The organism is Streptomyces brasiliensis, from assembly GCF_014647875.1.
In the GTDB taxonomy this organism is placed as follows: Bacteria; Actinomycetota; Actinomycetes; order Streptomycetales; family Streptomycetaceae; genus Streptomyces; species Streptomyces brasiliensis.
This window is the reverse complement of the sequence record NZ_BMQA01000009.1, coordinates 305,791-332,244: the sequence shown is the minus strand read 5'-3', so window position 1 is coordinate 332,244 and position 26,454 is coordinate 305,791. Positions and strand designations below refer to the sequence as shown.

At 70.2% G+C, this 26,454-nt stretch carries 22 protein-coding genes; 7 read left to right on the top strand and 15 right to left on the bottom strand.

The window, feature by feature from the left end; genetic code table 11:
• A partial coding sequence (locus IEZ19_RS17590) for a biotin/lipoyl-containing protein (protein WP_189312123.1) occupies positions 1–119 on the top strand: 119 nt, incomplete at its 5' end.
• A gap of 207 nt (positions 120–326) precedes the next feature.
• Here IEZ19_RS17590 and IEZ19_RS17585 read toward each other — a convergent pair.
• Positions 327–1,265: a DeoR/GlpR family DNA-binding transcription regulator gene (locus IEZ19_RS17585; RefSeq protein ID WP_189312122.1), complete on the bottom strand. Its 939-nt coding sequence runs from the start codon at positions 1,263–1,265 to the stop codon at positions 327–329.
• A 166-nt stretch (positions 1,266–1,431) separates the two neighbouring features.
• Positions 1,432–2,880: an NAD(P)H-quinone dehydrogenase gene (locus IEZ19_RS17580; protein ID WP_189312121.1), complete on the bottom strand. Its 1,449-nt coding sequence runs from the start codon at positions 2,878–2,880 to the stop codon at positions 1,432–1,434.
• Positions 2,881–3,026: 146 nt separating this feature from the next.
• Here IEZ19_RS17580 and IEZ19_RS17575 point away from each other — a divergent pair, with 146 nt between their 5' ends.
• The 4 genes from IEZ19_RS17575 (at position 3,027) to IEZ19_RS17560 (ending at position 7,916) form a co-directional block, all read left to right on the top strand.
• Complete coding sequence (locus IEZ19_RS17575; protein WP_189312120.1) at positions 3,027–3,464, top strand: gamma-glutamylcyclotransferase family protein; 438 nt, start codon at positions 3,027–3,029, stop codon at positions 3,462–3,464.
• A 145-nt stretch (positions 3,465–3,609) separates the two neighbouring features.
• Positions 3,610–4,434: a purine-nucleoside phosphorylase gene (locus IEZ19_RS17570; protein WP_189312119.1), complete on the top strand. Its 825-nt coding sequence runs from the start codon at positions 3,610–3,612 to the stop codon at positions 4,432–4,434.
• 519 nt (positions 4,435–4,953) lie between these two features.
• Entirely contained in the window at positions 4,954–6,585 is a 1,632-nt protein-coding gene (locus tag IEZ19_RS17565; protein ID WP_189312118.1) for a phospho-sugar mutase, read from the top strand.
• A 140-nt stretch (positions 6,586–6,725) separates the two neighbouring features.
• A complete protein-coding gene (locus IEZ19_RS17560) occupies positions 6,726–7,916 on the top strand; it encodes a putative hexosyltransferase (protein ID WP_189312117.1) in 1,191 nt (396 codons plus the stop codon).
• Positions 7,917–8,137: 221 nt separating this feature from the next.
• On the opposite strand, the gene IEZ19_RS17555 is transcribed toward IEZ19_RS17560, so the two are convergent.
• The 11 genes from IEZ19_RS17555 to IEZ19_RS17505 all read right to left on the bottom strand — a co-directional run bounded on the left by IEZ19_RS17555 (position 8,138) and on the right by IEZ19_RS17505 (position 22,256).
• Entirely contained in the window at positions 8,138–9,487 is a 1,350-nt protein-coding gene (locus IEZ19_RS17555; protein ID WP_189312116.1) for a lytic transglycosylase domain-containing protein, read from the bottom strand.
• A gap of 165 nt (positions 9,488–9,652) precedes the next feature.
• Positions 9,653–10,441, bottom strand: a complete 789-nt coding sequence (locus IEZ19_RS17550; RefSeq protein ID WP_189312115.1) for a hypothetical protein — start codon at positions 10,439–10,441, stop codon at positions 9,653–9,655.
• Positions 10,442–10,501: 60 nt separating this feature from the next.
• Positions 10,502–11,326: a phosphate ABC transporter ATP-binding protein gene (locus IEZ19_RS17545; protein WP_189312149.1), complete on the bottom strand. Its 825-nt coding sequence runs from the start codon at positions 11,324–11,326 to the stop codon at positions 10,502–10,504.
• Positions 11,327–11,409: 83 nt separating this feature from the next.
• On the bottom strand, positions 11,410–12,357 hold the full coding sequence (locus tag IEZ19_RS17540) for a sortase (protein ID WP_189312114.1): 948 nt from the start codon (positions 12,355–12,357) through the stop codon (positions 11,410–11,412).
• Positions 12,358–12,445: 88 nt separating this feature from the next.
• Complete coding sequence (locus IEZ19_RS50730) at positions 12,446–13,906, bottom strand: Ig-like domain-containing protein (protein ID WP_229840411.1); 1,461 nt, start codon at positions 13,904–13,906, stop codon at positions 12,446–12,448.
• 103 nt (positions 13,907–14,009) lie between these two features.
• Positions 14,010–15,053, bottom strand: a complete 1,044-nt coding sequence (locus tag IEZ19_RS17530; RefSeq protein ID WP_189312113.1) for a hypothetical protein — start codon at positions 15,051–15,053, stop codon at positions 14,010–14,012.
• A gap of 170 nt (positions 15,054–15,223) precedes the next feature.
• Complete coding sequence (locus IEZ19_RS17525) at positions 15,224–17,740, bottom strand: hypothetical protein (RefSeq protein WP_189312112.1); 2,517 nt, start codon at positions 17,738–17,740, stop codon at positions 15,224–15,226.
• Positions 17,737–19,461 carry a phosphate ABC transporter substrate-binding protein PstS gene (gene pstS, locus IEZ19_RS17520; RefSeq protein WP_229840409.1) on the bottom strand — a complete coding sequence of 575 codons (1,725 nt, stop codon included), beginning with the start codon at positions 19,459–19,461 and terminating at the stop codon, positions 17,737–17,739. The genes IEZ19_RS17525 and pstS overlap by 4 nt, the downstream gene beginning before the upstream one ends.
• Positions 19,458–20,735, bottom strand: coding sequence for a phosphate ABC transporter permease PstA (pstA, locus tag IEZ19_RS17515; protein WP_189312111.1), 1,278 nt, complete (start codon positions 20,733–20,735; stop codon positions 19,458–19,460). The genes pstS and pstA overlap by 4 nt, the downstream gene beginning before the upstream one ends.
• 14 nt (positions 20,736–20,749) lie before the next feature.
• Positions 20,750–21,691, bottom strand: coding sequence for a phosphate ABC transporter permease subunit PstC (pstC, locus tag IEZ19_RS17510; RefSeq protein ID WP_229840406.1), 942 nt, complete (start codon positions 21,689–21,691; stop codon positions 20,750–20,752).
• Positions 21,692–21,869: 178 nt separating this feature from the next.
• Positions 21,870–22,256 (bottom strand): YegP family protein, encoded by a 387-nt coding sequence (locus IEZ19_RS17505; protein ID WP_189312109.1) that lies wholly within the window; start codon positions 22,254–22,256, stop codon positions 21,870–21,872.
• Positions 22,257–22,754: 498 nt separating this feature from the next.
• On the opposite strand from IEZ19_RS17505, the gene IEZ19_RS17500 reads away from it, so the two are divergent.
• Positions 22,755–23,519: a calcium-binding protein gene (locus IEZ19_RS17500; RefSeq protein WP_189312108.1), complete on the top strand. Its 765-nt coding sequence runs from the start codon at positions 22,755–22,757 to the stop codon at positions 23,517–23,519.
• Between the two features lie 336 nt (positions 23,520–23,855).
• On the opposite strand, the gene IEZ19_RS17495 is transcribed toward IEZ19_RS17500, so the two are convergent.
• A complete protein-coding gene (locus IEZ19_RS17495) occupies positions 23,856–24,248 on the bottom strand; it encodes a YegP family protein (RefSeq protein WP_189312107.1) in 393 nt (130 codons plus the stop codon).
• 278 nt (positions 24,249–24,526) lie between these two features.
• Positions 24,527–25,252, bottom strand: coding sequence for a PH domain-containing protein (locus IEZ19_RS17490; protein WP_189312106.1), 726 nt, complete (start codon positions 25,250–25,252; stop codon positions 24,527–24,529).
• 247 nt (positions 25,253–25,499) lie between these two features.
• Here IEZ19_RS17490 and deoC point away from each other — a divergent pair, with 247 nt between their 5' ends.
• Positions 25,500–26,453, top strand: a complete 954-nt coding sequence (gene deoC, locus IEZ19_RS17485; RefSeq protein ID WP_189312147.1) for a deoxyribose-phosphate aldolase — start codon at positions 25,500–25,502, stop codon at positions 26,451–26,453.
• Position 26,454: the final 1 nt, after the last annotated feature.

The following is a 26,454-nucleotide window of genomic DNA, read 5'->3' as shown; positions in this document are numbered from 1 at the left end:
AGGCCATGAAGATGGAACAGCCCCTCAACGCCCACAAGACCGGCACCATCAAGGGCCTCAGCGCAGAGGTCGGCGCATCCCTCACCTCCGGCGCAGTGATCTGCGAAATCAAGGACTGACGAACCGCACGACAACCGACGGCGCCCGGCTCCGGCCGGGCGCCTTCATGTCCCCGGCAAGCTCCGGCGCCCCGCCAGGGACGCGGGCCTGTATCGATCTGCGGCTCCGCCGCATGGGCACGACCGGCCACGACACACCCGCAGCCGCCGAACAAGCGCACCCCTACGGCGAACAGGCACTCACACCCAGGCCCTTACCGAGCCCGGTCAGCGCCGGCGCAGGTCAGCAACGCGCCGCTCACCCGAACCCTGCTCACCGACAACCGCGGCTGCCCGCAGAGCGCCTGGTACCTCCCGGCGCGGAGCGCGCGGTCCCGGCAGCGGAGCGCGTCGTGCCGGGACATGATCACCCCCCGGGTTTCCCGACGCCCCGGCGACGGCGATCTGCACCCCCTGATCCGCCAGCGCCTGCAACTCCGTACCCGCACGGTCGTCGTGCGCCGGCGGCTCGTCGGTCACGAGCCGGGTGATCACATCCGTGGGCACCGTCTGGAACATCGTGTCCGTGCCGAGCTTGGAGTGGTCGGCCAGGACGACGACCTCCGCAGCGGCCTGCACGAGCGCCCGGTCGACGGACGCCGAGAGCATGTTGGACGTGGACAGCCCGCGCTCCGCGGTCAGGCCGCTGCCCGACAGGAACGCCTTGGACACCCGCAGGCCCTGGAGGGACTGCTCCGCTCCGGAGCCGACGAGGGCGTAGTTGGAGCCGCGCAGGGTGCCGCCGGTCATGACGACTTCGACACGGTTGGCGTGCGCCAGGGCCTGGGCCACCAGCAGCGAGTTGGTGACGACGGTCAGACCGGGCACCCGGGCGAGCCGGCGGGCCAGCTCCTGAGTGGTGGTCCCCGCCCCGACCACGATGGCCTCGCCCTCTTCGACGAGTCCGGCGGCGAGATCGGCGATGGCCGTCTTCTCGGCGGTCGCGAGATGTGACTTCTGCGGAAAGCCGGATTCCCGCGTGAATCCGCCCGGCAGTACCGCACCGCCGTGCCGGCGGTCGAGGAGTCCTTCTGCCTCCAGTGCGCGCACGTCCCGCCGTACGGTCACTTCGGAGGTCTGGACGACGCGGGCGAGCTCGCGGAGCGACACGGCCCCATTCGCTCGCACCATTTCGAGGATCAATTGACGACGTTCTGCAGCGAACACGAAACTGACAGTAACCCCAACGACCGTCTGCTTTCAGCAGTTTGCGCCGAATAACAGAAGTTGTTCGCATGGCAGGGTGGGAAGTGGTATAGGGCCTACCCGTCCCGCCTATGCCGTACGCATGCTCGACAACTCCCCGTGACCAGCGGGGAGTCGGAGTCGTACGTCAGAACTCGCCCGTCGCCTTGCGGGTGTGGAGCTGTCGGGCCACCTCCGCGATCGACCCCGAAAGGGAGGGGTACACCGTGAAGGCGTTCGCGATCTGTTCGACCGTCAGATTGTTGTCGACGGCGATCGAGATGGGGTGGATCAGTTCCGAGGCGCGGGGCGCGACGACGACACCGCCGACGACGATCCCGGTGCCCGGCCGGCAGAAGATCTTGACGAAGCCGTCGCGGATGCCCTGCATCTTGGCGCGCGGGTTGCGCAGGAGGGGCAGCTTGACGACCCGGGCCTCGATCTTGCCCGCGTCGATGTCTGCCTGCGTGTAGCCGACGGTGGCGATCTCGGGGTCGGTGAAGACGTTCGAGGAGACCGTCTTCAGGTTGAGCGGGGCCACCGCGTCGCCGAGGAAGTGGTACATGGCGATACGTCCCTGCATCGCGGCGACCGAGGCGAGGGCGAAGACGCCGGTCACGTCACCGGCGGCGTACACACCGGGCGCGGTGGTGCGGGAGACCTTGTCGGTCCAGATGTGCCCGGACTCGCGGAGCTTGACGCCGGCCTCCTCCAGGCCGAGGCCCGCGCTGTTGGGGATGGCACCGACGGCCATGAGGCAGTGCGAGCCGGTGATCACGCGGCCGTCGGAGAGGGTGACCTCGACCTTGTCGCCGACGCGCTTGGCGGAGGCGGCGCGGGAGCGGGCCATGACGTTCATGCCGCGGCGGCGGAAGACGTCCTCGAGGACGGCGGCGGCGTCCGGGTCCTCGCCGGGCAGCACGCGGTCGCGGGAGGAGACGAGGGTGACCTTGGAGCCGAGGGCCTGGTAGGCACCGGCGAACTCGGCGCCCGTGACACCGGAACCGACCACGATGAGCTCCTCGGGGAGCTCGGTGAGGTCGTAGACCTGGGTCCAGTTGAGGATGCGCTCGCCGTCGGGCTGGGCGTCGGGGAGCTCACGCGGGTGGCCGCCGGTCGCGATCAGTACGGCGTCGGCGACCAGGGTCTCCTCAGTGCCGTCGGCGGCGGTGACGACGACCTTGCGGGAGCCGTCGAGGGCCTGCATGCCCTCCAGGCGGCCGCGGCCGCGCAGGACGCGGGCGCCGGCGCGGGTGACGGAGGCGGTGATGTCGTGGGACTGGGCGAGCGCGAGGCGCTTCACACGGCGGTTGACCTTGCCGAGGTCGACGCCGACGACCCGGGCCGCCTGCTCCAGCGGCGGTGTGTCGTCGGCCACGATGATGCCCAGTTCCTCGTAGGAGGAGTCGAAGGTGGTCATCACCTCGGCCGTGGCGATGAGGGTCTTCGACGGCACGCAGTCGGTCAGCACCGAGGCGCCGCCGAGACCGTCGCAGTCGACGACGGTCACCTCCGCGCCGAGCTGTGCGGCCACCAGCGCCGCTTCGTATCCGCCGGGGCCGCCACCGATGATCACGATCCGAGTCACGTACCCCATTGTCCCGCACTCCTCAAGGTGCAACTGCCCGGGGGCGTGACTGGTGTGCTTTCCGTTATCTGTGGGAGCGGTGGGACGGGTGGGCGGTACGGAGGTTGTTTGCGGGGCACGGGGGACGGGAGTTTCCGCTGCCGTACTCTCGAGCCATGTCGCTCTACGCCGCGTACGCCGGCAATCTCGACACGCGGCTGATGTCCCGCCGCGCCCCGCACTCGCCGCTGCGCGCCACGGGCTGGCTGAACGGATGGCGGCTGACCTTCGGCGGCGAGCAGCTCGGCTGGGAGGGCGCGCTGGCGACGATCGTCGAGGAGCCGGGGTGCCAGGTCTTCGTGGGGCTGTACGACATCGCGCCGCCGGACGAGGAGGCCCTGGACCGGTGGGAGGGCGTGGGGCTCGGGATCTACCGCCGCGCACGGATTCGGGCGCACACGCTGGACGGGGAGGAGCCGGCGTGGGTGTACGTGCTGAACGGGTATGAGGGCGGGTTGTCGTCGGCACGGTATCTGGGTGAGATCGCGGACGCCGCCGAGTCGGCCGGGGCGCCGCACGACTATGTGATGGAGCTGCGCAAGCGGCCCTGCTGAGCCGTTCGACCCCGTTCCGGGACCTGTTTCCGGATCTGGTGGCGCGTATCGCAGCACCCTTTTGTCGGAAACGACAAGACAACGATCGCCAACCCGTGACCTCTACCATCTACGCGCGTAGGCCCAGACCGGCTACGCTCATCGCGTGAACGCATCTCTTCTTCCGGACGACATCCAGGGCGATCCCCATGCCGCCGCCGACGCTGCCGCCTCGCGCCTGCGCGAGCTGACCGGCGCCGAGACCCATGACGTCGCCCTCGTGATGGGCTCCGGCTGGGCGCCGGCCGTCGACGCCCTGGGCGCTCCCGATGCCGAGTTCCGGGTCACCGAGCTGCCCGGCTTCCCGCCGCCGGCGGTCGAGGGTCACGGGGGCAAGGTCCGCTCGTACGCGATCGGTGACAAGCGCGCGCTGGTGTTCCTGGGCCGTACGCACTACTACGAGGGGCGGGGTGTCGCCGCTGTCGCGCACGGCGTCCGTACGGCGGTGGCGGCCGGCTGCAAGTCCGTGGTGCTGACGAACGGGTGCGGGGGGCTGCGTGAGGGTATGCGGCCGGGGCAGCCGGTGCTGATCAGCGACCACATCAATCTGACGGCGACGTCGCCGATCGTCGGGGCGAACTTCGTGGACCTGACCGATCTGTACTCGCCTCGGCTGCGGGCGCTGTGCAAGGAGATCGACTCCTCGCTGGAGGAGGGGGTGTACGCGCAGTTCCCCGGGCCGCACTACGAGACACCGGCGGAGATCCGGATGGCTCGGGTGATCGGGGCGGATCTGGTGGGGATGTCGACGGTGCTGGAGGCCATCGCGGCGCGGGAGGCCGGAGCGGAGGTGCTGGGCATCTCCCTGGTGACGAATCTTGCCGCCGGGATGACGGGGGAGCCTCTGAACCATGAGGAGGTGCTGCAGGCCGGGCGGGACTCGGCGGCGCGGATGGGGGAGCTGCTGGTCCAGGTGCTGCGCCGGCTCTGACCGGGGTCGCGTCCTCGGCGGGGTAGGACTCCGCCTGGGGCTCCGCCGCAAACCCCGCCGGCCCACCCGACTCGGTGGGCTGAAAGGGTGCCCCACCCCGGGGCTCCGCCCCGGGGCCCGCTCGCCCACCCGCCCGCCCGACTCGGTGGGTGAAGAGGTTCCCTCGCCCTGGCGCTCCGCCCCGGACCCCAGCGGGGACTCCGTCCCCTGCACCCCTGGCGGGGCTCCACCCTCCGCACCCCGACCGGCTTCGCCCCAGACCCCAGCGGGGACTCCGTCCCCGCACCACGACCGGCTCCACCCTCCACAGCCCGACCGGCTCCACCTTCCACAGCCCGACCGGCTTCGCCCTCCGTACCCCTCGCGGGATTGCGACTCCTCCGCCGGGGTTTCACCCCCGGACCACGCCCGCTCCCCCACCCTGTACCCGACCACGCAACCCCCGCCCCCAAGCCCAGCCTCCCGGCCAAGCGAGTCGGGTGGGCGGGCGGGCGGAGATCATCGAGAGGTTGAACCGACGTGCACGACGATCTCATCGCGCGGGCCACGGCATGGCTCGCCGAGGACCCCGACGCCGAGACCCGTGACGAACTCGCCAAGCTGATCGACGCGGGGGACGTCACGGAGCTCGCCGCCCGCTTCAGCGGCACGCTTCAGTTCGGTACCGCGGGGCTGCGGGGTGAGCTGGGTGCCGGGCCCATGCGGATGAACCGGGCCGTCGTCATCCGGGCCGCCGCCGGGCTCGCCGCCTACCTGAGGAAGAACGGCCAGGGGGACGGGCTCGTCGTCGTGGGGTACGACGCCCGGCACAAGTCCGCCGACTTCGCGCGCGACACCGCCGCCGTGATGACCGGAGCCGGGCTGCGCGCGGCCGTACTCCCCCGCCCGCTGCCCACCCCCGTCCTCGCCTACGCCGTCCGGCATCTCGGCGCCGTCGCCGGCGTGGAGGTCACCGCCAGCCACAACCCGCCCCGGGACAACGGCTACAAGGTCTACCTCGGCGACGGTTCCCAGATCGTGCCGCCCGCCGACGCCGAGATCGCCGCCAAGATCGACGCCATCGCCTCCCTCGACGACGTGCCGCGGGCCGAGGGCGGGTGGGACGTGCTCGACGACTCCGTCCTCGACGCCTATCTCGGCCGTACCGACGCCGTCCTCGCCGACGGGTCCGCCCGCACCGCCCGTACCGTCTACACGGCCATGCACGGCGTCGGGAAGGACGTGCTGCTTGCCGCGTTCGCCCGTGCCGGTTTTCCCGTGCCCGTCCTCGTCGCCGAACAGGCCGAGCCCGATCCCGACTTCCCCACCGTCGCCTTCCCCAATCCGGAAGAGCCGGGTGCGATGGACCTCGCGTTCGCCGCGGCCCGCGCGACCGAACCCGACCTCGTCATCGCCAACGACCCCGACGCCGACCGCTGCGCCGTCGCCGTCAAGGACGGGGACGGCTGGCGGATGCTGCGCGGCGACGAGGTCGGTTCGCTGCTCGCGGCCCATCTCGTCCGGCGGGGGGCCCGTGGGACCTTCGCCGAGTCCATCGTCTCGTCGTCCCTGCTGGGGCGGATCGCCGAGAAGGCCGGACTGCCGTACGAGGAGACCCTCACCGGGTTCAAGTGGATCGCGCGGGTGGACGGACTGCGGTACGGGTACGAGGAGGCCCTCGGGTACTGCGTCGACCCGGACGGGGTGCGGGACAAGGACGGCATCACCGCCGCCCTCCTCGTCGCCGAGCTGGCCTCCGAGCTGAAGGAGCAGGGGCGGACCCTGCTCGACCTGCTGGACGACCTCGCCGTCGAGCACGGGCTGCACGCCACCGACCAGCTCTCGGTGCGCGTCGAGGATCTGTCGGTCATCTCCGACGCCATGCGGCGACTGCGTGAGCACCCGCCGACCGAGCTGGCCGGTCTGGCCGTCACCCGGGCCGAGGACCTCACGCGCGGCACCGAGACGCTCCCGCCCACCGACGGGCTGCGCTACACGCTCGACGGCGCCCGTGTCGTCGTCCGGCCCAGCGGCACCGAGCCCAAGCTGAAGTGCTACCTGGAGGTCGTCGTGCCGGTCGCCTCGCACGCCGAGCTGCCGGCCGCCCGGGCCCGCGCGGCCGAACTGCTCGACGCCGTCAAGCGGGATCTGTCCGCGGCCGCCGGCATCTGACCTCCCCTCAGGGGTGCCAGGGGGCACCCCTGAGGGTGATTTCACGGCTACGGCTGACGCACCTCGCCGCGCCCCACCGCGCGGGTCCGGGACACTGTGATCCGGTACGCCCACTCCACCGACGTACTGGAGCCGCCGCCGTGCCGCACACCGCCCCCGACGCCGCCCCCAGCGGGCACATCCCGGGCACCCGGCGACCCCACGGCCCCACGGCCGTACCACCACGTGTGCTGGGCAGCCTGCGGCGTGCGGCTCCCGCCCTCGGCGGTTTTCTAGCCGTCCATCTGTGCGGGCTGCTGTTCCTGGCCGTCTGGGCGCACCGGCGGCACCACGGTGTGTGGCCGCTGCTGGCGACGCAGTGGGACGCCGACTGGTACCTCGGGATCGCCGACCACGGGTACACACGGGAACTGGGCACCGCCTACGACGCGAACAACCTCGCCTTCTTCCCGCTCTACCCGGTGCTGGTGAGGGCCGTCGCCGTCCTCACCCCCGGCAGCCGGGCCAGCACCGGGCTCGGGCTCGCCGTCCTCGCCTCGTTCGTCGCCGCCTGGGGCGTGTTCGCGGTGGGCGACCGGTTGCACGGGCGGCGGGTCGGGGTGCTGCTCACCGTACTGTGGGCCGCGTTGCCGGTCGGGCTCGTGCAGTGGATGGGGTACACCGAGTCGCTGTTCACGGCCTTCGCCGCCTGGACGCTGTACGCGGTGCTCGGCGGACGCTGGGTGTGGGCCGGTGCCGGTGCGTGCCTGGCCGGGCTGACCCGGCCGACGGGGATCGCGCTGGCCGCGGCGGTCGCGGTCGCCGCGCTGCTCTCCCTGCGCCGCCGCTTGTCCTGGCAGGCCCTCGCGGGCGCCGCACTCGCTCCGCTCGGCTGGTGCGCGTACGTCGGCTGGGTGGGCCTGCGCCTGGGCCGCTGGGACGGATACTTCGCCGTACAGCGGCTGTGGCACAACGAGCTGGACAGCGGCCGGGAGACACTGCGCCGGCTGCGCGAGCTGTTCGGCCAGGAGCCGAGACCCCAGCTGTTCCTGATCATGGTGACGCTGACGATGCTCGCGTCCGCGGTGCTGTTCGCCGTGTCGGTGTGGGACCGGCAGCGCCTGCCACTGCTGGTGTTCACCGGTGCCCTGCTGGCGATCGTCGTGCTCAGCGGCGGTGTCTACTTCCCTCGCGCCCGCTTCCTGCTCCCCGGCTTCCCGCTCCTGCTGCCCGTGGCCCGGCATCTGGCCCACACCTCCCGCCGGCACCGCGCGTTCGTCCTGGCGGCGGCGGTGGCCGGCTCGGCGTACTGCGGCGCGTACATGCTGCTGGTCTGGCCGAGTGCCCCGTGATTCACGGGGAGTTGGGGCGCCGTATGCCTCCCGGCTGCCCGCCGCGTCTCCCGTTGTCCCACGCTGGTGGGGAGTGCGGTCCACGTCCTCCCCCCTTGGGCGCTGCCGCCTCCACCAGGTGTCCCGCGCCCCCGTTCGCACGAATGCGGGATACCGAGCAAGGGCGGGACACGGGGTTCGGCCTGCCCCCAGGCGTCTGAACCCCGTGTCCCGCCGCCCGTTCAGCCCACAGGCGTTTCCGTGGCGTCGGTCGTGGCCGTCTCCTCCGAGGACGGGACCGGGTCGGTGGTGTCGGACGGGGTGGGCTCGGGCGTCGTCTCCGTGGGGGTGGGGGTGTCGGCCGGTTGTTCCGGGGTGGGGGACTCCGTGCCGGCGGGTTGCTCCGGGGTGTCGGTGGGTACCGGCTCCGTCCCGCCGCCGTCGGAGGGCGACGGGGATATCGCCGTGGGGGTGGGAGTCGGGTCGGCGGCCGGGGTCGAGGACGGACTCGCCGACGGCACCGACGACGGGTGGGGGTGCGGCCCGACGGGCGTGCCGGGTGACGGCGTGCCGGCACCGCCGGGCGTGGAACCGGGCGCGGTGCCGTGGGCGCCACCGCCCTCCTGGCCACCGCCGCCTCCGACGTCGCCCTCGTGCACCGGCTCCGTGGCCGGGGTCTCGCTGCCCGCCCCGGGACTGCGCGGGACGACTCCCTTGCCGTCGGGCACGGTGTGCACGCCGCGGAGGTAGAACTCCATCCAGCCGAGAACCAGGTTGAGGTAGTCGCGCGAGTAGTTGTAGCTGAGGATCGCGCGCTCCAGGCCCGCCGAGGTGCCGAGGTCGCGGTCGCCGGCGCACAGGTAGTGGCCCGCGGCGAGGGCGGCGTCGTACACGTTGTTGGGGTTGGCGACGCCGTCGCCGTTGCCGTCCGCGCCCCAGGTCTTCCAGGTGGACGGCAGGAACTGCATGGGGCCCACGGCGCGGTCGTAGACCGGGTCGCCGTCCCAGACGCCGTTCTCGGTGTCGAGGATCAGCGCGAAGCCGTTGCCGTCGAGGGCAGGGCCGGTGATGCGGCTGAGGGTGTCGCCGTTCGCGGCGACTGCGCCGCCGGCCGCGTGGCCGGACTCGACCTTGCCGATCCCGGCGAGCAGTTCCCACTTCAGGTGGCAGCCCGGGTCGGTACGGCCCACTGACTTCGCCGCCTGCTGGTAGGCGGCGAACACGCTCGCCGGCAGCCCGGCGTCGGCCGCGGCCTGCTGCGCCGAGGGCTTCGCGGCTTCCTGGCCCCACAGCTTCGCGGCGGCCGACACGCCTTCCAGCGGCGGCAGTTCGACGTGGTAGGAGCCGTCGCCCTGCGAGGGGACGTCCGGGAGCGGGGTGTCGGGGGCCACGAATCCGCCGGGCACGCTCAAGCCGTCGTCCTTGGGGTCCTGGGCCTGGGACGCTCCGGCGGGTCCTGTTGCCTGGGATCCGGCGGTGAGCAGGGCCGCGGCGACCGTGGCGATCGTTCCGACGGCAGTGCCGCGCAGGCCGCGCCGGGTGCGCAGCCGTGCGCTCACTCGGCGAAGGGGTCTGGTGAGCGGACGGGGCATGGGAGTACTCCTGACAGTCGGGAGTTCAGCGGCAGTTGGGGCCTGAGGTGCCACTTCCGGTTCCGCGCCCGACGCTAGACAGGCGAGTCTCCGGGGCAGTGCACCTGTCCGACTCCACGGGGCGAAGCGGAGGTGAACAACGCGGGTACGGGGCGGCGCGGTGCCTCACACGCGCATCAGGTAGCTGAAACCCGTGTCCGGGCCGACGCAGGACTGAAGCGTGAGGTCGCCCCAGTACAGGCCGTGGGAAAGGGTGCCGCGGCCAGCTGAGACCTCGTGGGCGTAGACGCGGTACGTGAAGGTGCCGCGCGGGGTCGTCGCCGTGACGACCGTGCCCACCGGCAGCGTGGCGAACCGGTCGAAGCCGCAGTAGTCATGGCCCACGACGACAGCGGTGCGCAGCGCGTAGCCGTCCTCGGTCCCCAGGTCGGGCCCCGTCCACTGCACGGCGTCACGACAGGCGTCCACCCTCTCCTGCCCGCCACGTACGACCCGGGCCGACCAGGAGCCGATCCGGAGGGTGGTCGAACCGTCCGGGCTGCGCGGGCCGACCGTCTGCGCGCCCGGCGTGGCCGACGGCTTCGGTGACGGCCCAGGGCGGGTGATGCGGGGTCGGGACGGTGTGGTGGGCCGTGCCGTGCGGGACAGATCGGGGAGCTTCGCCTTGGGGGTGGCGGTGGGCTTGCTCGGGGAGGGTGCGGGTTCGGGGGTACGGCTGTGAGCGGGTGCCGTGAAGGTGGAAGTGGGATCGGCCGCGACCGTCCCTGACGAGGCTCCGTCAGGGGTCGGCTCGGCCGGCACCGTCGTTTCCGCGTACCGCCCGCCCGCGGCCGACGGCGCGGGGGCGGGCGGGTTCGCGAGCGGCTTGTCGGGCGCGCCGGGGACGGCACAGCCCGTGAGGGCGACGTACGAGGCCAAGGCCAGGACGGCGGTTGCACGGAGAGCGCCTCGCATCCGACGGTTCCGTTTCATCCCTGTCGACTCCCGAACTCCCTGCTCAGGACCGCTCCGGTCTTATCCGAAGCGGCCGTTCACGTAGTCCGTGGTGCGCGGGTCCTGGGGGTTGTTGAACATCGCGTCCGTGGCGCCGTGTTCGACGATGGCGCCCGGGGTGCCCTGTTCGGCGAGGAAGAAGGCGCACTGGTTGGAGACGCGGGCCGCCTGCTGCATGTTGTGGGTGACGATCACGATGGTGACCTCGTCGGTCAGCTCGTGGATCGTCTCCTCGATGCGGCGCGTGGACGTCGGGTCCAGCGCGGAGCAGGGCTCGTCCATCAGCAGGACCCGGGGGCGTACCGCCAGCGACCGCGCGATGCACAGGCGCTGCTGCTGGCCGCCGGAGAGCGCGCCGCCGGGCTGGCGGAGGCGGTCGCGGACCTCCTTCCACAGGCCTGCCTTCATGAGACATTCCTCGACGAGCCGGTCCTTGTCCTCGCGGCCCGCCTTGATGCCGCTCATCTTCAGGCCGGCGGTGACGTTGTCGTAGATCGACATCGCCGGGAAGGGGTTGGGCTTCTGGAAGACCATGCCGATCTGGCGGCGGGCGTGGGTGATGCGGCGGCCCCGGTCATAGATGTCCTCGCCGTCGAGCAGCACCCGGCCCGAGAGGGAGGCGGAGCCGACCAGTTCGTGCATGCGGTTGAGGATCCGCAGGAACGTGGACTTGCCGCAGCCGGACGGGCCGATGAGCGCGGTGACCTTGCGGGCGGGCATGGTGAGCGAGACGCCCTCCAGGACCTTGTGGTCACCGAACCAGGCCGAGATGGAGTCGGCCTCCAGAGTGGCCGGGTTGCTGCCGGCGATGGCCCCGCCGGGCCGTTCGGCCTGTACCGCCTTCATCTTCCTCGTCGGATCGAGGATTTCGTCGACGAGTGTGTCGGTCGTGTCAGTGGTGTCGGACATGATGCTGAACTCCTCGTCGATCAGAGCAGGTTGGGCAGCAGTCGGGCGGCGGCGCCGGAGACGGCGAGGCCGAAGGCGGCCAGGACGGGCGCGCCGAAGATCCAGGTCTGCCAGCGGCCCCACGCGCGGTACGCGGCCATGGTGAGCAGGGCGGCAAGGAACAGCCCCTGCGACCAGAGGAACACCGAGAGCCAGGCGGCGTCTTCGGTGCCCATGGCCTGCTCGGAGTCGTCGATCCAGCCGAGGGCGAGCGGGCGGGGCGGAGCGGGCTGCACGCCGCTGGTCAGGGTCGCGTCGACGCGCAGGGTGCCGGAGGGGGTGTAGGGGCTGCCCTCGGCGGTGATGAGCGTGAGCCGGCCCTCGTTCTCCTTCAGGACGGGAGGCAGCGGGTCGCCCTTGCGGCGGATGGCCGTGACCTTGTAGGTGGCCGTGCCCTGTCCGGTCGTCAGCCGGATCTCACTGCCCAGGGGCAGCTGGTGCAGGTCGTTGAACGGGCTGCCGTATCCCCACTGGCGGCCCATGATCACGCTGGTGCCGGCCTGTCCCGGCAGCGGGGTGTCCCGGCGGTGGCCGGGGCCGGACATGAGCACACCGGAGGCGGTGCCCTCTCCGACGACCTCCTTCAATCCCAGGGCCGGGATGCGCAGCAGCGCGACGGGGGCACCCGGCTTCAGCATGTTGCCGTCGTACGTCTGCTGCCCCACCGGCGCGATACCGAGGGCGAGTTGGCGGCGGAGTTCGTCGTACGCGGTCTGCTGGTCGCGGGCGTGCTGGAGATGGCCCACGATCGTGAGGTTGGCGGCGAAGCCGAGCAGCAGGGCGGCGAGCACGCACAGCGCGGCCCCGGTGAACGCGAAGCCGGCGCGTTCCGCCCGCGGCGCCCTCGGGCTGGACTCGGGCTGGGGCTCGGGTGAAGGCTCCGGCGCCGGCGGCGCCACGGCCGGCGGGGGCGGGGTCAGCACGGTCACGGGAAGCGCTCCTGTGGCGAGGTGTCGAAGGGAGACATGGAGACGTGGGCGGCGGGGTGGGGGCCCGCCGCCTGTGCTCCGCATGCCGTTACGAGCGGGGCTCGCCGAAGGTCAGCAGCCCGTTGCGACGGCCGTACCGCACGAAGGCGATGCCGGCCCCGGTCAGGACCACGGCGCCGATACCGGAGAACAGCGCGATCTGGCTACCGGTGGAGGCGAGGCCGCCGGTGGCCGAGGTGCCGCCGGAGGTCGACGTGCCGCCGGTGGTGGAGTCACCGCCGGTGGTGGAGTCGCCGCCGGTCGACCCGGACGTGGTGCCGGACGTGTCACCCGAGGGGTCGCCGCTCGGGTCACCGCTGGGGGCGTCCGACGGGTCACCGGAGGGGTCGTCCGACGGGTCGCCGCTCGGGGACCCGGAGGGCGGGGCGGGGACCTTGAACGGCACCGAATTCACGTTGGTCTCGCCGACGCCGCCGAGGCAGCCCGGGCTGAGCGTCCACGAACTCTGGCCTTCGACCGCGTCGTCCGGAACGGTGAGGGACGGCCAGGTCACGGTTCCGCTCGCGTCAGAGGTGGCGCCGGGGAAGGTGCCGTCGTTCCGCTCCATGGAAAGGGTGAACGCCGTGTTCGGCTGGCACCTGCGGACGATGAGTTTCACCGTCTGGCCTCGCTGCAGTTCGGGGTTGTCGGCCAGCCGCGTGCCCGAGTCGTCGTGTATCTCGGATCGTGCGGTCCGCACTGTCACGTGGATGGATGTGGATTCGGAGGACCCGAACTCGGTGATGTCCGTCGGAGTGAACCGGGCAACAATGTCATGGTCTCCGTCGGAGAGCGTCTTCTTGAACTCGGCCTTCCCGTCGGCGACGGGGGCCTCCCCCAGCATTGTCTCGCCGTCCAGGAACTGCACGGAGCCGGCCGCCTCCGCCGGCGTGACCTCCGCGGTGAACGTCACCTCCTGGTCAGGCTCGACTTGGTTGGCGGAGGGGGTCAGCTTGACGCCGGTGGCCTTTGCGCCTTCCCCGACCACCCAGTTGTCGCCGGTAACGGTGATCTTCTGGGTCCAGTACGGATCGCCCGGGGCAAAACCCGCGAATTCGTCCCGGCATCGTACGCGCAGCTCGTAGGTGCCATCGCCCTTGATGACGTTCGACAGGCTGGCGACCACCATCCCCGGGTTGTCGGCAGGGGCGAGGGAAACCGTTGACTCCGGATCGTCGTAAGGCGACCCGTCGGTGATCCCTTCCACTGCGTTGGCCTCATTACCGTCGGGACCGACCACTCGGAGAACGAGGTCGTAGTTGAAGGGAACGGTCTCACCTCCATCCTCGAACACGGGGCAGGCTGCGGGGATCGTGAGGGAACCAAACGGCTGCGAATCGGTCACCTTGCCGAAGTTGGGCGTCAAGGTGAACTCGCCGACGGACGCCGCCCGGGCAGGCTGGGACTGGGACGTCACCAGGGCCACAACGCCCAGGGCGAGCACGGCACAGGCGGCCACGATGGCGGCCGCTCTTCGGAACGGGTGGAGCAACAAGCGTTGCGCTGTCATGGTGTTGGCCCCCCGGGGGACGGTTGGTGGATGGACATGGGGACAGCACGCGGGGCCGGGCACCTGGAGGGCGCCCGGCCGTCGCGCGGGGATCAGCCGACGATCACGAGTTGTTGCCGTTCAGGCCGCCCGTGAGCGTGCGGTCGTTGCAGTTGGAGATGACACCGAAGCCGTAGTTCTGGATGGTGGTGCCGGCCGCACAGATGTCCGACAGCGCCTTGGAGATCGTGGCGTCGCTGTTCAGCCGGGACGTCTGAACGACGTTGTAGACGTCCCGGGAGAAGACGAAGTTCGGGTTGAGTGCGAGCGCGGTGCCCGAGCCGGTGGTCGGGTTCTCGCTACCGGCCGCACCGCCGGTGATGCTGCGCAGACGCGACTCACCGCGCCGGTTCGGGACCTCCGCGATGCCCTTGCCCTGGGCGATCCACTGCGCGACCGAGTACGGCATGAGCTGGTTCGCGGCGGTGATGGCGGTCCCGTCGTGCTCCTGGATGCCCTGGGTGACACACGCACCCGGCGTGGGGACACCGATGGAGTCGAGCCAGTACTGCCGGGTGCCCGATCCGGCCTGCGGCAGCAGCGGCGCCACCGTGTGCGTACCGGTGTCGTCCGTGTAGGTGCAGTCCGTGTAGATCTGCCTCAGCTGGTCCTTCGACAGGCTCGTCGGCACGGTGCTGCCGAGGTCGGTGGCGTAGGTCACCGCGTCCCGGGCGAACGGGACGTAGGTGAGGTCGGTGCCACTGGTCTTCGGGCCGCGGGAGGAGCGGACGATGTCGATGCAGGTGGTACCGCCGTTGGCGATGTCCTCGGCCAGCCGGCCCAGGCCGTTGCTGGAGCCGTTGGTGTCGGCGCGGTTGTACTGGCACTCCGTCGAAGACGCGGGCGTGGGCTTGGTCTTGTACGGGTCGCCAAGGCCGTCGACGGCGTTCCACGACGCGATGACATTGTTGTTGCCGGCGTCGACGACGGCACCGCCGTTGGCCAGACCGTTCATGACGTACTGCGTGGTGTCCGAGCCGACCGCGGCCAGGGTGCGGTAGTCGGTCAGCGAGGACGGGTCGGCCGAAGCCGGGGTGGTCAGGATACCGAGACCGAGAACCGCGGCGCCGACAGCGGCACCGACCTTGGCGTAAGACTTGACGTTCACTTCTGAACCCCTTGGTTTCTGGATTTCCGAAGACTGGACGTTCAAGCTGAATCCGGATTTTCGCGCTGCCGACCCGTCGATCGGCCACCGCTTACAATTCCAGAATTGCACGCGACGGCCAACCAATTCCCTGCGAGGGAAAGGTTACGGGGAGGCTTCTTAGGTGTCACCTAGGGAGTCCGGCGCTGCGCATAGCGAAGCATGACAGGACCTGCCAGACCTGCTGCTCCCGCCACAAAAAGCACGGCGAGCAGGACCCAGCGAATAACGCCGAGGATTTCTCCTGGTGTAATTCCTTGCCTGGCTTGGGCGATATTCTGCTGCGGCCCTGACGAGGGAGACGCAGAGCCGTTCGGAGCGGCTGCCTCCGACGCCGACGAGCTGGTGTCGCCGCCGACCGTTCCGCCTGCGGCCGCTCCGCCGCTGCCCGTACCGGAAGAGATGCCACCGGTGCCCGCTCCGACCGTGAGTCCCCCTGAGCCCTGCGCGTCCGGGTCGTCGGACGACTGATCGCTGCCGGGGTCGCCCCGCTCAAGGTCGTCGGCCGCGGCCTCGGCCTGCTTGCGCAGTTTCTCCGGCAACGGTGCGTAGCCGGGGGGAAGTTGGCCCGCCGCCCGGCCCTGCGTCTGGCCCGGTCCCGCCGCGTACCTCATGAAGTCCGCGTACGCCTTGCGGTCCTTGGGGGCCTGGTTCACCGAAGCCGCGGCGTAGCTCACCACGGTCAGCGGGTACGCCTGGCCCTCGGCCCGTCCCGGATCGGGTTTGAGTACGGCGGAGTTGTCCGGCCATGGTCGCATGTCGTCGACACCCGCCTGAAGTGTGTCGACCGAGGGCTTCACGAATTTTCCGTCCGCGTTGCGCAGGGCCGCGATCTGGAGGCCGTAACGCTCCGCCGACGCTGTATCGACGATCGCCATCGCGATACGACGGCCCGGCGGCGGGGCCGTGTTGACGACCTTGGGCGGAGTCGGGAGATTGGGTGGTTCATAATCGATGGTACGACCGTTATTGCCTCGACGGGTTTTTATAGCTCCGTCATGCAGGTCAGCCGTGTATGGGTCCAAGTCCAGGATTGTATAGGTAACAGGATCTGGCCACCATTGGTTATTGATGGCCGGCGCAACGGTAGGGTCCGACTTGGGGAAATCAGTCAGGTCTGCATTGTCCACAAGATCCAAGTCCTTGTAGTGGCGATTTACCACCATGCCCCACGGGTCCGGTTCCCCGGAGAGGAAGTCCCGAGCTTCCTTGTCCGACCGCAGCCAGTTCCAGATCACTCGCGTAGTGTCGGAATTTCCCTGCGGAACCATGAGACTCAGCGGTGCCGCTTGCGAATCCACTTCAGAAAATTCCGGATTGAGCTCAACGAATTCTGGATCCGCAGTGTAATAAAGCGGATTTCCTTTGAGGTACTCGGGCGGGGCCGGCTCACCGGGTGGGCAGGGACTTGGGTTGCATACATTCGTCCACGGGACATCATGCACGTAGGAATGGGTGAGCATCTTGGCCACAAGCCGCGGCGTCAGCTTCATGTCCTGCAGCACACCGTTCGTCCCTTCGATGAAGAAGCCGATCGCGAGCCCGGACACCGACACCGGCGCGTGGACCACACGTGGCCCGTCTCCCGATTGAGCCACCGGATCGACGGTGACACCCATCGCGGGCGTGTCCTCCGTCGCGCTCAGCACCTCGTTCCTGGCGGAGTCCTCGGGCTCGCGCACGAAGCTGAAGTTGTTCCCGGTTGAGGTGCACAGCTTCGGCGCCCACAACGAGAAGGCGTCGTCCGCGAGTTCGGAGCCGGGTATGGACCGCTCGGGCTGACCTTCCGGACAGAAACTGTCGACCAACTGGAAGTCCAGCCGGAAGACGATCCGCTGAGCCCAGTTCGTCGCGGACAGCGGCGAGGTCCTGAGCGCATCGCTCTCGGTGTTGGTGTCCTTCGTGCCGTTCGCGTAGTGGTCGCCGCGCGGCACGACGACCAGCCAGCACGAACGCGGGACCGGGGTCTGACCGGACGGCGCCGTGTTCAGACCGCAGCCGAGGTGGTCCGCCTGGATGCCGTCCTGCACCTCGAACTCGGTTTCGCCCGTGCCGTTGGCGAAGGTCCGGACGGCCTTCTGCTCGTTGGTGTCCAGGGGACTGAAGTAGGTGTAGTCGATGGAAGCGGTTGTGGGCGGCTCACCGTTGGCCGGGCTGAACGGGATGAATGTCGCCCCGGGTTCCTCCGCCGGGTCCACGGCCGCCGGATTCCCGGAGTCGGCCGGCCCATACACGACGGTCCGGCCGATCCCGGCCCCATCTGTGGGCCCCGCTCCGAAAGCACACTGCTCCCGGTCGGGACCGGACGGATCGTCCCCCCAGCACTGCATGATCTGGAGGTAGTTGACGTTGAACCTGGTGCTGGGCAGCGTCGGCGCCCCACCCTCCCAGCTCACCCGCACACCCTGCGAGTGCAGGTTCTTCGTCTGGTGGACGGTCACCTTCAGGTCGGAGAAGTCGTCGTACGGTCCCTTCGTCCCCGACTTCGTCACCGACTTCGTCACCGCCGAGTCCTCGGCCCCGCTGTCCGCCGCCACAGCGGGCGTCGTCGCCGGCGGCACCGGCAGCAGCGCCACCACGAGCGCGGCCAGCAGACAGCCCACGGCGACGAGAATCCGCGGTCTGGGACGCCTCAGTACCTTCGTCATGCCGCACCCTCCTTGCGACGCGTCCGGCCCGCCATCACCCGCGCGACGACCGGTGGTCCGACGACGACGCCGACCAGCAGCACGGCGGACAGCGCCATCAGCGCCGTACGCAGGCCGAGGGAGTCGTCCGCCCCGAGAGAGACCGGGCTGGCGGCGACGGAGGTGTCACCGGCGGCCTGGTCGCCGCTGATCACCTCGCCGGTGTCGGGGTCGACGACGCTCCCGCCGCTCGCCCCGCCCGCGCCACTACTGCCCGCCGTACCGCTGCCGGAGCCGGCCGTCGCGCCGCCGGACGTCCCCGCACTGGAACCGCCCGAACCGGAACCGCCCGACGCCCCCGCGCCCGACCCGCCCGAGCCGGAGCCGCCGCCCGAGCCGGAGCCGCCGGAGCTGCCGCCGGTGACCGGTGTGGCGGCCTTGTTGCCGCCCGTGCCGGTCGCGCACTGGTCCGCGCCCTTCTTGTCGCACGCCTGCGGGTAGGGAGCGTTCTGGATCAGGAGGTTGCGTCCGCCGGAGAACGTCGGGTTGTTGCACTTGTTGACGTCGATCCTGGCCGGGTCGGCGCCGGGGATCTTCCGCGTCTGCGCCATGGCGGCTTCCACCAGGTTCTTCGGCAGCGGCGAGTAGCCGAGCCGGTCGGCCTGCTGCTGGCCGTCGCAGAGGAAGTAGTTGTTGAACGCGCTCAACGTCTTCCCCTTGGCCTTGGTGAAGCCCGACTCCTCCTTGGTGGGGATGATCATGTAGCTGTAGCTGGAGAGCGGGTAGGTGCGCCGGTCCCCGAACGTGTAGACGTCGTCGAGGTCCTGGGTCAGGTAGTTCGCGGAGCGCGGGTCATTGTTGATCTGAGCCTTGGTGAGGGCGACCGCCACGCTGGAGGCGGTCGGCTCGACGTAGTAGCCGGACCTGTTGAGGACCTTGGCCACGGGGAAGCCTGCGTTCCTGGCGTACGAGTACTCGACGTAGGTGATCGCGCCCTCGGCCTGGGACTGCTTCGTGTAGCCCGCGACGCCGAGGGAGCTGGACTGGGCGACGAAGCCGGAGCCGGGGATCACAGGGAAGTACGACGTGAGACCGCACGGTGTCTGCTTGCCCGCCCGTTTGCAGTAGTCGTTCCACAGGGAGCCGTACTGCTTGGACATCCACAGCGTGAACTGCGCGGTCGTACCGGAGCCGTCGGAGCGGACCACCGGGACGATACGGCGGGCCGGCAGGGCCAGTTTGGGGTTGTCCGTCTTGATCTCCGGCGCGTTCCACATCGTCAGCTTGCCGGTGAAGATCTTGGTGAGGACCTCACCGGACAGCCGGAGGTTGGTGACCTGCCTGCCGCTGATCTTCAGGTTGTACATGAACGACGTACCGCCCGCCACGATCGGCATGTAGGCGTACTTGCGGGTGGGCGGAGGGTCCTGCTGGCCGAGGTCGTTGAGGCCGTAGGGGATCTCGGACACACCGAAGTCGGAGGTGCCGTTCTTGAACTGCTGGCGGCCGACCGACGAGCCGACCGCCGCGTAGTTCACGGTCATGCCCTGCTGGCGGACGTTGCGGCGCCACTGCTCGATGGCGTTGGCGCTCCAGGTCGAGCCGGAGCCGCTGATCTTCGTGTAACTCTCGGCGAAGGCCGGTGGGTGGACGGCCAGCAGCGCGCAGACCGCGGCGACGAACAGCGCCAGCGCCTGGTACACGCGCGTGGCGCGCGGACGACGGACAGGTGCGGGTATCACGGGGTGCTCCTCGTCGGTGCGGGTCTGTCTGACGACTGGTCTGCGGAGGCGTACGCGGCGAAGCGCTTCGCGTCCCGGCGGGAGGCCCTGACCCGGTGGTGTTCCTGACGCCTGGTCAACTGGCCCGGTCCGCGGCCGCCCAAAACGCGGGCGAACACGAACAGGACCAACACCAGGACGAGAAGCACCGCCGCAGTGCCGAAGCCGCGGGCGATATAGGTTGGTTCGGGGGACTTGACGAGTTCGAAGGCCGCCAGCGGCAGCGACACCATCGGGTCGTGCAGCGGATCGGTGTTGAGCTCCGCCGTGTAGCCGGCGGTCAGCAGGACCGGCGAGGTCTCACCGACGCCGCGGGCGGTACCCAGGATGATCGCCGTCGTCAGACCGGACCGGGAGGTGGGCAGCACCACGTGCCACACCGTGCGCCACCGCGAGGTGCCGAGCGCGTACGACGCCTCGCGCAGGGTGCCGGGAACCAGCCGGATCACCACGTCCGCCGCGCGGATGATGATCGGCAGCATCATCACGGAGATCGCGAGCGCAGCGGCGAGCCCGGAGCGCTCGAAGCCCAGCGCGAGGATGAAGGTCGCGTAGATGAACAGGCCGGCCACGATGGACGGCAACGCTGTCATCGCCTCCACGATCGTGCGCACGAACCGGCTGAAGGCACCCGGGACTTCGTTGAGGAAGACCGCGCACACCAGCCCGGCCGGGATGCAGATCAGCAGGGCGATGGAGATCTGCCACAGCGTGCCGACGATCGCGTGCAGGATGCCACCGACGCTGAGCGGCTCGATCGGACCCGCGTCGGCCATCGACTCGGTGTAGAAGTTCAGGTGCGGCAGCGCGTCGCGGCCCTCGTAGAGGGTGTAGACGACCACGAACGCCAGCACGGCCAGCATCACCAGGCCGAGGCTCTGGACGACGGCGGCGGCCACCCGGTCACGTACCGCCGGCCCGTCCTCGTCGAAGGAGACAAGCAGCGCGTACACGCCGAGGAAGAGCGCGTAGGAGACGACGACGAAGCCGAGGGCGCCGTTGAAGGGCAGCATCCGGTCGAACAGCAGCCAGGTGATGCAGAGGGACGCGGCCGCGGCCGCGAGCATGGCGTACACGTCGGTGGCGCGCAGCGTGGCCAGGTTGCGGCGTGACTCGGTACGCGTCGTGCGGCGTGCGGGCAGGATGGTGCCCGGCACCGACGGTGTCACCGGGCCGTCGGGACTCGGCTGCGGTCCCTGGTCGCCGGGCGGGCTCTGTGCGGTGGTGACGGTCATCCGGCTCGGTCTCCTCAGGAGTCGCTCGCCGCGCCGGAACGGCTGCGGGCGACGATCGACGACGCGACGAAGTTGACGACGAGGGTCATCAGGAACAGCGCGAGGCCCGCGGCCATCAGCGCCGACATGCCGATCTCGCTCGCCTCGCCGTAGCGCAGGGCGATCAGCGAGGAGACCGAGCTGGTGCCGTTCTGCAGGATGTGCGGCTGGATCACGAAGACCGGCGAGATGATCAGGTACACGGCGATGGTCTCGCCCAGCGCACGGCCCAGGCCCAGCATGGCGCCGCCGATCATTCCGCCCTTGCCGAAGGGTAGGACGACGCTGCGGATCATGCCCCAGCGGTTCGCGCCGAGCGCAAACGCGCCCTCCCGCTCGCCGATCGGAGCCTGCGAGAACACCTCCCGCATCACCGAGCAGATGATGGGCGCGACCATCAGGGACACGACCATGCCGGCGATGAAGGTGGAGGAGGTGAAGACGGTGGCGGTGGCGAGCGGGTCCCGCGGATCGGCGCCGTCGACCTCGAAGAGCGGTATCCAGCCGAAGTACGTGGAGATCCAGCGCGACAGCGTGACCACGTGCCCCTGGAAGAAGAACAGTCCCCACAGGCCGTAGACCACGGACGGCACGGCGGCCATCAGGTCCACGATGCTGATGAGGGTCTGGCGGATCCTCGGCGGGGCGTACTCGGAGATGTAGAGCGCGGTGCCGAGTGCCATCGGCACCGCGAAGACGATGGCGACGAGCGCGATGAGGATCGTGCCGACGAGTACGGCCGCGATGCCGAAGTTGCCGCCGTCGGGCTCCCAGGTCTCGGTGGTGATGAAGCCCCACTTCGCGACCGACAGGGCCTCCCAGGCCCGGTACGACAGGAAGCCGCCGACGAGCAGCATGATCACGAGAACCAGGGCGCCGCCACTGCGCAGGACGCCCCGGAACACGCGGTCGGACACACCAGGGTCCGGGTACAGACGTCTCGGCGGCTGAGCCGCCGGGGTCACTGGTCGCTCAGATATTCGCGTCGTCACGTGCCACGAGGCTTCTGGGACGGAATGGACGCCACAGCGCACGGACATGAACGAGGCGACTCCTAGGGGCAACTTCCGGTGACGAACGCGTGGTGATTCCACGTCACTCGGCGTCGTCCCACACCCTCACCCGTCCCGCTCCGACCTCGACGAGGAGCGCCCACAACCGGTCGTACGCCGTCTGGCACGTCGAGTGCCGCTCGTAGGTGCGTGCGGACACGGCCGCGATCGCGCCGCTGCGGTCACGGAGCCGCCATTTCCAGCCTGTCCCCTCCTGGGCATGGTGCAGCTCGCCCTGCAAACCCTCGATGCCGGCGCACAGTTGCTCGAACACGGCACGGCACTCGCCGTGGTCTGCGTACGACCTCGCGGCCACGGCGATCACCCGCCCGTTCGACGCGGTCAGCCGCCACCAGCAGGAGCCGTCCACCTCGATGTCCACATGGAAGCGCGTGCCCGATAAGACCGCGCCCCCCTTGAGTCCTGCCATCCCCACCTCTGTTGCCTCGTGTCGCGAAAGGTCGCGGGCGCTGTTCGCAGTCGAGCGCCCCGACGACAGACGCAGGGTAAAGAGGCGCGTGTGATGCGGGGTCTCCTGTTCGGGCCCAGGAGGCTTGATTCACGTAAAGGTTGTCCCGCATTCACCTCTTCGATACGGGGTCACTCCACGGACGAGACGTGCCGCACGCCCGGAGCCGGGGCAGCACCGTCGCGCACCAGGGCCGGCTCGCGAGGCGGCGGCCGGGCCGCGGTACGGGTCCGTGGCCGCCGGGTCGACTGAAATTCGGATCGAATTGGTCCTTCGGCTTCCCATTAAATCGACGCGGTCGATATTCGGCACCGTTTCCTCCGGAAGGAAATCCGCAGCCCGTCGCACTCTTTCGACAAAAGCGTTCCTAAATCTCCACAGGATGACTACGCTGCACACGTCAATTCGGGTCCGTCAGGGGAAGTTGACAGACCATGGCACTCACCTTGGGGAATTCGCATGCGCACACTCTCTGCCGTCGCCGCTGCGATCGGCGTCCTGGCCCTGTCCGCTCTCGCCATTCCCGCCGCTCACGCGGACGAGAAGTTCGGTGACACCGAGATCACCGGCGTGGTCGTCAACGGCGATCGGCCCATCGTCCTCGGCACCACCGAAAGAACCGTCACCGTCGAGGTCACGGCGACCGACCCGGCCGGTTTCGACGCGATCAACGCCACCCTGTACCACGGCCCCTACAGCGCCCCGGACGCCACCGTGTCCTCGACGTCGGCCTGCGGGCCGACGACCGACGCCACCAGCACCTGCACACTGACCTTCACACTCGAGCCCGGCACCGTCCCGGCCGACGACGCGTCGGCCGGGACCTGGTCCGTCAGCGCCTACGCGATCGCCTCCGACAGCGACGCGGAGTTCCTGGACAGCGCCGCCACCGTCGCCGTGCAGCGCGACACCCGGATCACCGCCGACGCCACGCCCGAACGGGTGGCTTGGGGCAGGACCATCACCGTCACGGGCGGCGTGCGGCACGCCGACTGGGCGACCGGCACGTACACCGGTGCCGAGGCCGGACGGCCCGTGGAACTGCAGTTCCGCGAGGAGGGCTGCGACACCTACACCACCGTCAAGACCGTCCGGACCGCTGCGGACGGCACCGTCTCCACCACCGTCCTGGCGACCTCCGACGGCTCCTACCGCTGGGCCTACGCAGGCACGGCCGACACCGCCGCCGCGGTGTCGGCGGGCGACTTCATCGACGTGCGCTGAGCCCTGAGCCAAGCGGCGCCGGGGACCCCGCACAGGGTGCCCGGCGCCGTACGTTTCTCCTTCGGCGGCCCGGCGAGGGTGTTCCCTACGGACAAATTCGCGATGAATTCACCCGACCAGAGAAGGATTTCTTAGAGGATTTCCAGCAGCGAAAATAAACACGATTACAGCCACACGGGATTCGGCCGTGATGTGCTGCTCCTTTTCTCGTGCGATGTTTTCCGGTGTTCCGCCACTTCGGGCATCACAGCCGCGAACAAGCGCCGGCTCCACCGAGCACTGGCAGGACCGGTACGGGGGCCGGCCCCGGGTGCGGCTTCCCGCATGTCTCGAAGCTCAGGTCTGCGCCCATAACTCAGTTCCCGCCGTGGCCAGTTCGGGTAACAGTGCGCGGAACCGCCCGTATGCGGAGCGGCACGTGGCGTGGCGTTCGTACGTACGCGCCGATCGGGCCAGGTGCCGGCCCGCGGTATCCCAGAGCACCCACACCCAGCCGCCTCCCTCGGAGCTGTGCTGGATGCCGCCGCCCATGTCGGCGTGGCCGCTGCACAGCCGGTGGAACGCGGTACGACACCGCGCGTGCGTGTCGTACGAAGTCAGCGACACCGCCACCGACCGCCCGTTGATCGCCACCAGGCGCCAGCCGAATCTGCCGTCGACATCGATGTCGACCTGGCACCTGATCCCCGCCGTGGCGGCAGGTCTTCCCGTCGCGCTGGAACGGTCCATTTCCCCACCCCCGCCACCCCTTCGAAGAGTAAAACCCGCAGGTACGGCAGTACGGGGCGGCAGGAGCAATCTACTGAGACATTCGTGACAGCGCGCGGACAAAAGTGGCCGTCGAAGCCATGCTTCACGTCGAAGTATCCCCTAGGTAACCCCTAGGAAAGACGGGAAGAAAGCGCTCACCGTCGGCGCCCGTGGGCATGCGCTCGGAGACGCACGAAGACTCACGGGGCCCAGCCGCACCAAGGCGACCCGGGGGACGGCCGTCCGCCCCTGGCCCCTCACCCCACCGCGAACAGAATCGCCAGCAGAACCGCCCCCGCCACCACCGGCGCCACGATCTCGTAGGCCCAGCGGACCGTGACCTCGCCCTGGGCCGGCCCCTCGTGCTCCCGGCGCGCCAGGGTCTCGCGCAGGTCGTCCATCACCTTGTCGGTCTCGGCCCGGATCGGCCCGGTGTCACCGGCGTCGCGCGCGCCGCCGAAACCCCCGAAGCCCCCCAGCCCGCCGCTGCCGAACCCGCCGAACCCGCCCGACCGGCGTCCGCCACGACCGGCCGCCTCGCCCCGTGCCGCGGCCTCCGCCCGGGCCGCCCGGTGCGCGGCCCTCTTACGGGCCCGCAGCGACACGGGCACCGCCCACAGCTGGTACTTGGCGCCGGACTTGGTGACGACCTCGTTGGAGTACCCGGAACGCAGCGAGACGATCTCACCCCAGGGCAGCGTGACCACGCGGAACGGGTTGCGGACACGCAGCCGGGCGTCGCCGGAGAAGACGGCGGGGCGCAGGGTGAACGCGATCACGAGCGGCACGACGAGGATCAGGCCGGCCAGCGCCAGCCACGGCGTACGCCCGTGCCCCTTGACCAGCGCGTCGATGCCCAGCCACAGAATGATGACGAGCAGCAGCACGCCGCCCGCGAGCCCGGCGGGCGATCGATAGATCCGGTCCCGGACGGAGGGCGCCGGGGGCTGGGGCGAGGGTGACTGGTGGTCGGGCGTCGTCATGCTGCCGATTCTGCCGTATGCCTGCGGCGCCCGGCCGAGTCGCCCAGACCGCTGTGGGGAACAGCTCAGCGCCGTGAAGGACCGCCCGAACACCGTGGGGGGCTCCCCTGTGTACGCGTGCGGGCCGTGTCCGGCTGGTCGCGCCGTTCCTCGCACCCCTGAGGTCGGCCGGCTCCCCGGCGCCGCCCGAGAACCGGTCCCGGGGCTGTACAGCCGCTACGCGCGTAGATATGCTCGCCTGGTGACCATGCCCACCACTGCACCCGCACACTCGCTCTCAGACGTCACCGCGTCCGACAGCACGCTGCGCCGCTTCCTCCACGGGCTGCCCGGCGTCGACGCGGTCGGCCTGGAGGCGCGCGCCGCCTCGCTCGGCACCCGTTCCATCAAGACCACCGCGAAGGCGTACGCCATCGACCTCGCCATCTCGATGGTCGACCTGACGACGCTGGAAGGCGCGGACACCCCGGGCAAGGTCCGGGCGCTCGGCGCCAAGGCGGTCCACCCGGACCCGACGGACCGTACGACCCCCATGACCGCGGCCGTCTGTGTCTACCCCGACATGGTGACCGTCGCGAAGGAGGCCGTCGCCGGTTCCGACGTGAAGGTCGCCTCCGTCGCCACCGCCTTCCCGGCCGGCCGCACCGCGCTCGACGTGAAACTGGCCGACGTGCGCGAGGCCGTGGCCGCGGGCGCCGACGAGATCGACATGGTCATCGACCGCGGGGCGTTCCTCGCGGGCAGGTACCTCAAGGTGTACGACGAGATCACCGCCGTGAAGGAGGCCTGCGGCGGCGCCCGCCTCAAGGTGATCTTCGAGACCGGCGAGCTGTCGACGTACGACAACATCCGGCGCGCCTCCTGGCTCGGCATGCTCGCCGGCGCGGACTTCATCAAGACCTCCACCGGCAAGGTCGCCGTCAACGCGACGCCCGCCAACACCCTCCTCATGCTGGAGGCCGTGCGCGACTTCCGCGCGCAGACCGGCGTCCAGGTCGGCGTGAAGCCGGCCGGCGGCATCCGGACGAGCAAGGACGCGATCAAGTTCCTGGTGCTCGTCAACGAGACCGCGGGCGAGGACTGGCTGGACAACCACTGGTTCCGCTTCGGCGCCTCCTCGCTCCTGAACGACCTGCTGATGCAGCGCCAGAAGCTGGCCACCGGCCGCTACTCCGGCCCCGACTACGTGACGGTGGACTGAT

Excerpts from the sequence above, each read along its gene's own strand:
- IEZ19_RS17490 (WP_189312106.1), bottom strand. The coding sequence starts at position 25,252 with ATGACGACGCCCGACCACCAGTCACCCTCGCCCCAGCCCCCGGCGCCC.
- IEZ19_RS17525 (WP_189312112.1), bottom strand. The coding sequence starts at position 17,740 with ATGACGAAGGTACTGAGGCGTCCCAGACCGCGGATTCTCGTCGCCGTG.
- IEZ19_RS17555 (WP_189312116.1), bottom strand. The coding sequence starts at position 9,487 with ATGCCCCGTCCGCTCACCAGACCCCTTCGCCGAGTGAGCGCACGGCTG.
- IEZ19_RS17500 (WP_189312108.1), top strand. The coding sequence starts at position 22,755 with ATGCGCACACTCTCTGCCGTCGCCGCTGCGATCGGCGTCCTGGCCCTG.
- IEZ19_RS50730 (WP_229840411.1), bottom strand. The coding sequence starts at position 13,906 with ATGACAGCGCAACGCTTGTTGCTCCACCCGTTCCGAAGAGCGGCCGCC.
- IEZ19_RS17550 (WP_189312115.1), bottom strand. The coding sequence starts at position 10,441 with ATGCGAGGCGCTCTCCGTGCAACCGCCGTCCTGGCCTTGGCCTCGTAC.
- IEZ19_RS17575 (WP_189312120.1), top strand. The coding sequence starts at position 3,027 with ATGTCGCTCTACGCCGCGTACGCCGGCAATCTCGACACGCGGCTGATG.
- deoC (WP_189312147.1), top strand. The coding sequence starts at position 25,500 with ATGCCCACCACTGCACCCGCACACTCGCTCTCAGACGTCACCGCGTCC.
- pstA (WP_189312111.1), bottom strand. The coding sequence starts at position 20,735 with ATGACCGTCACCACCGCACAGAGCCCGCCCGGCGACCAGGGACCGCAG.
- IEZ19_RS17505 (WP_189312109.1), bottom strand. The coding sequence starts at position 22,256 with ATGGCAGGACTCAAGGGGGGCGCGGTCTTATCGGGCACGCGCTTCCAT.
- IEZ19_RS17545 (WP_189312149.1), bottom strand. The coding sequence starts at position 11,326 with ATGAAGGCGGTACAGGCCGAACGGCCCGGCGGGGCCATCGCCGGCAGC.
- IEZ19_RS17495 (WP_189312107.1), bottom strand. The coding sequence starts at position 24,248 with ATGGACCGTTCCAGCGCGACGGGAAGACCTGCCGCCACGGCGGGGATC.
- IEZ19_RS17580 (WP_189312121.1), bottom strand. The coding sequence starts at position 2,880 with ATGGGGTACGTGACTCGGATCGTGATCATCGGTGGCGGCCCCGGCGGA.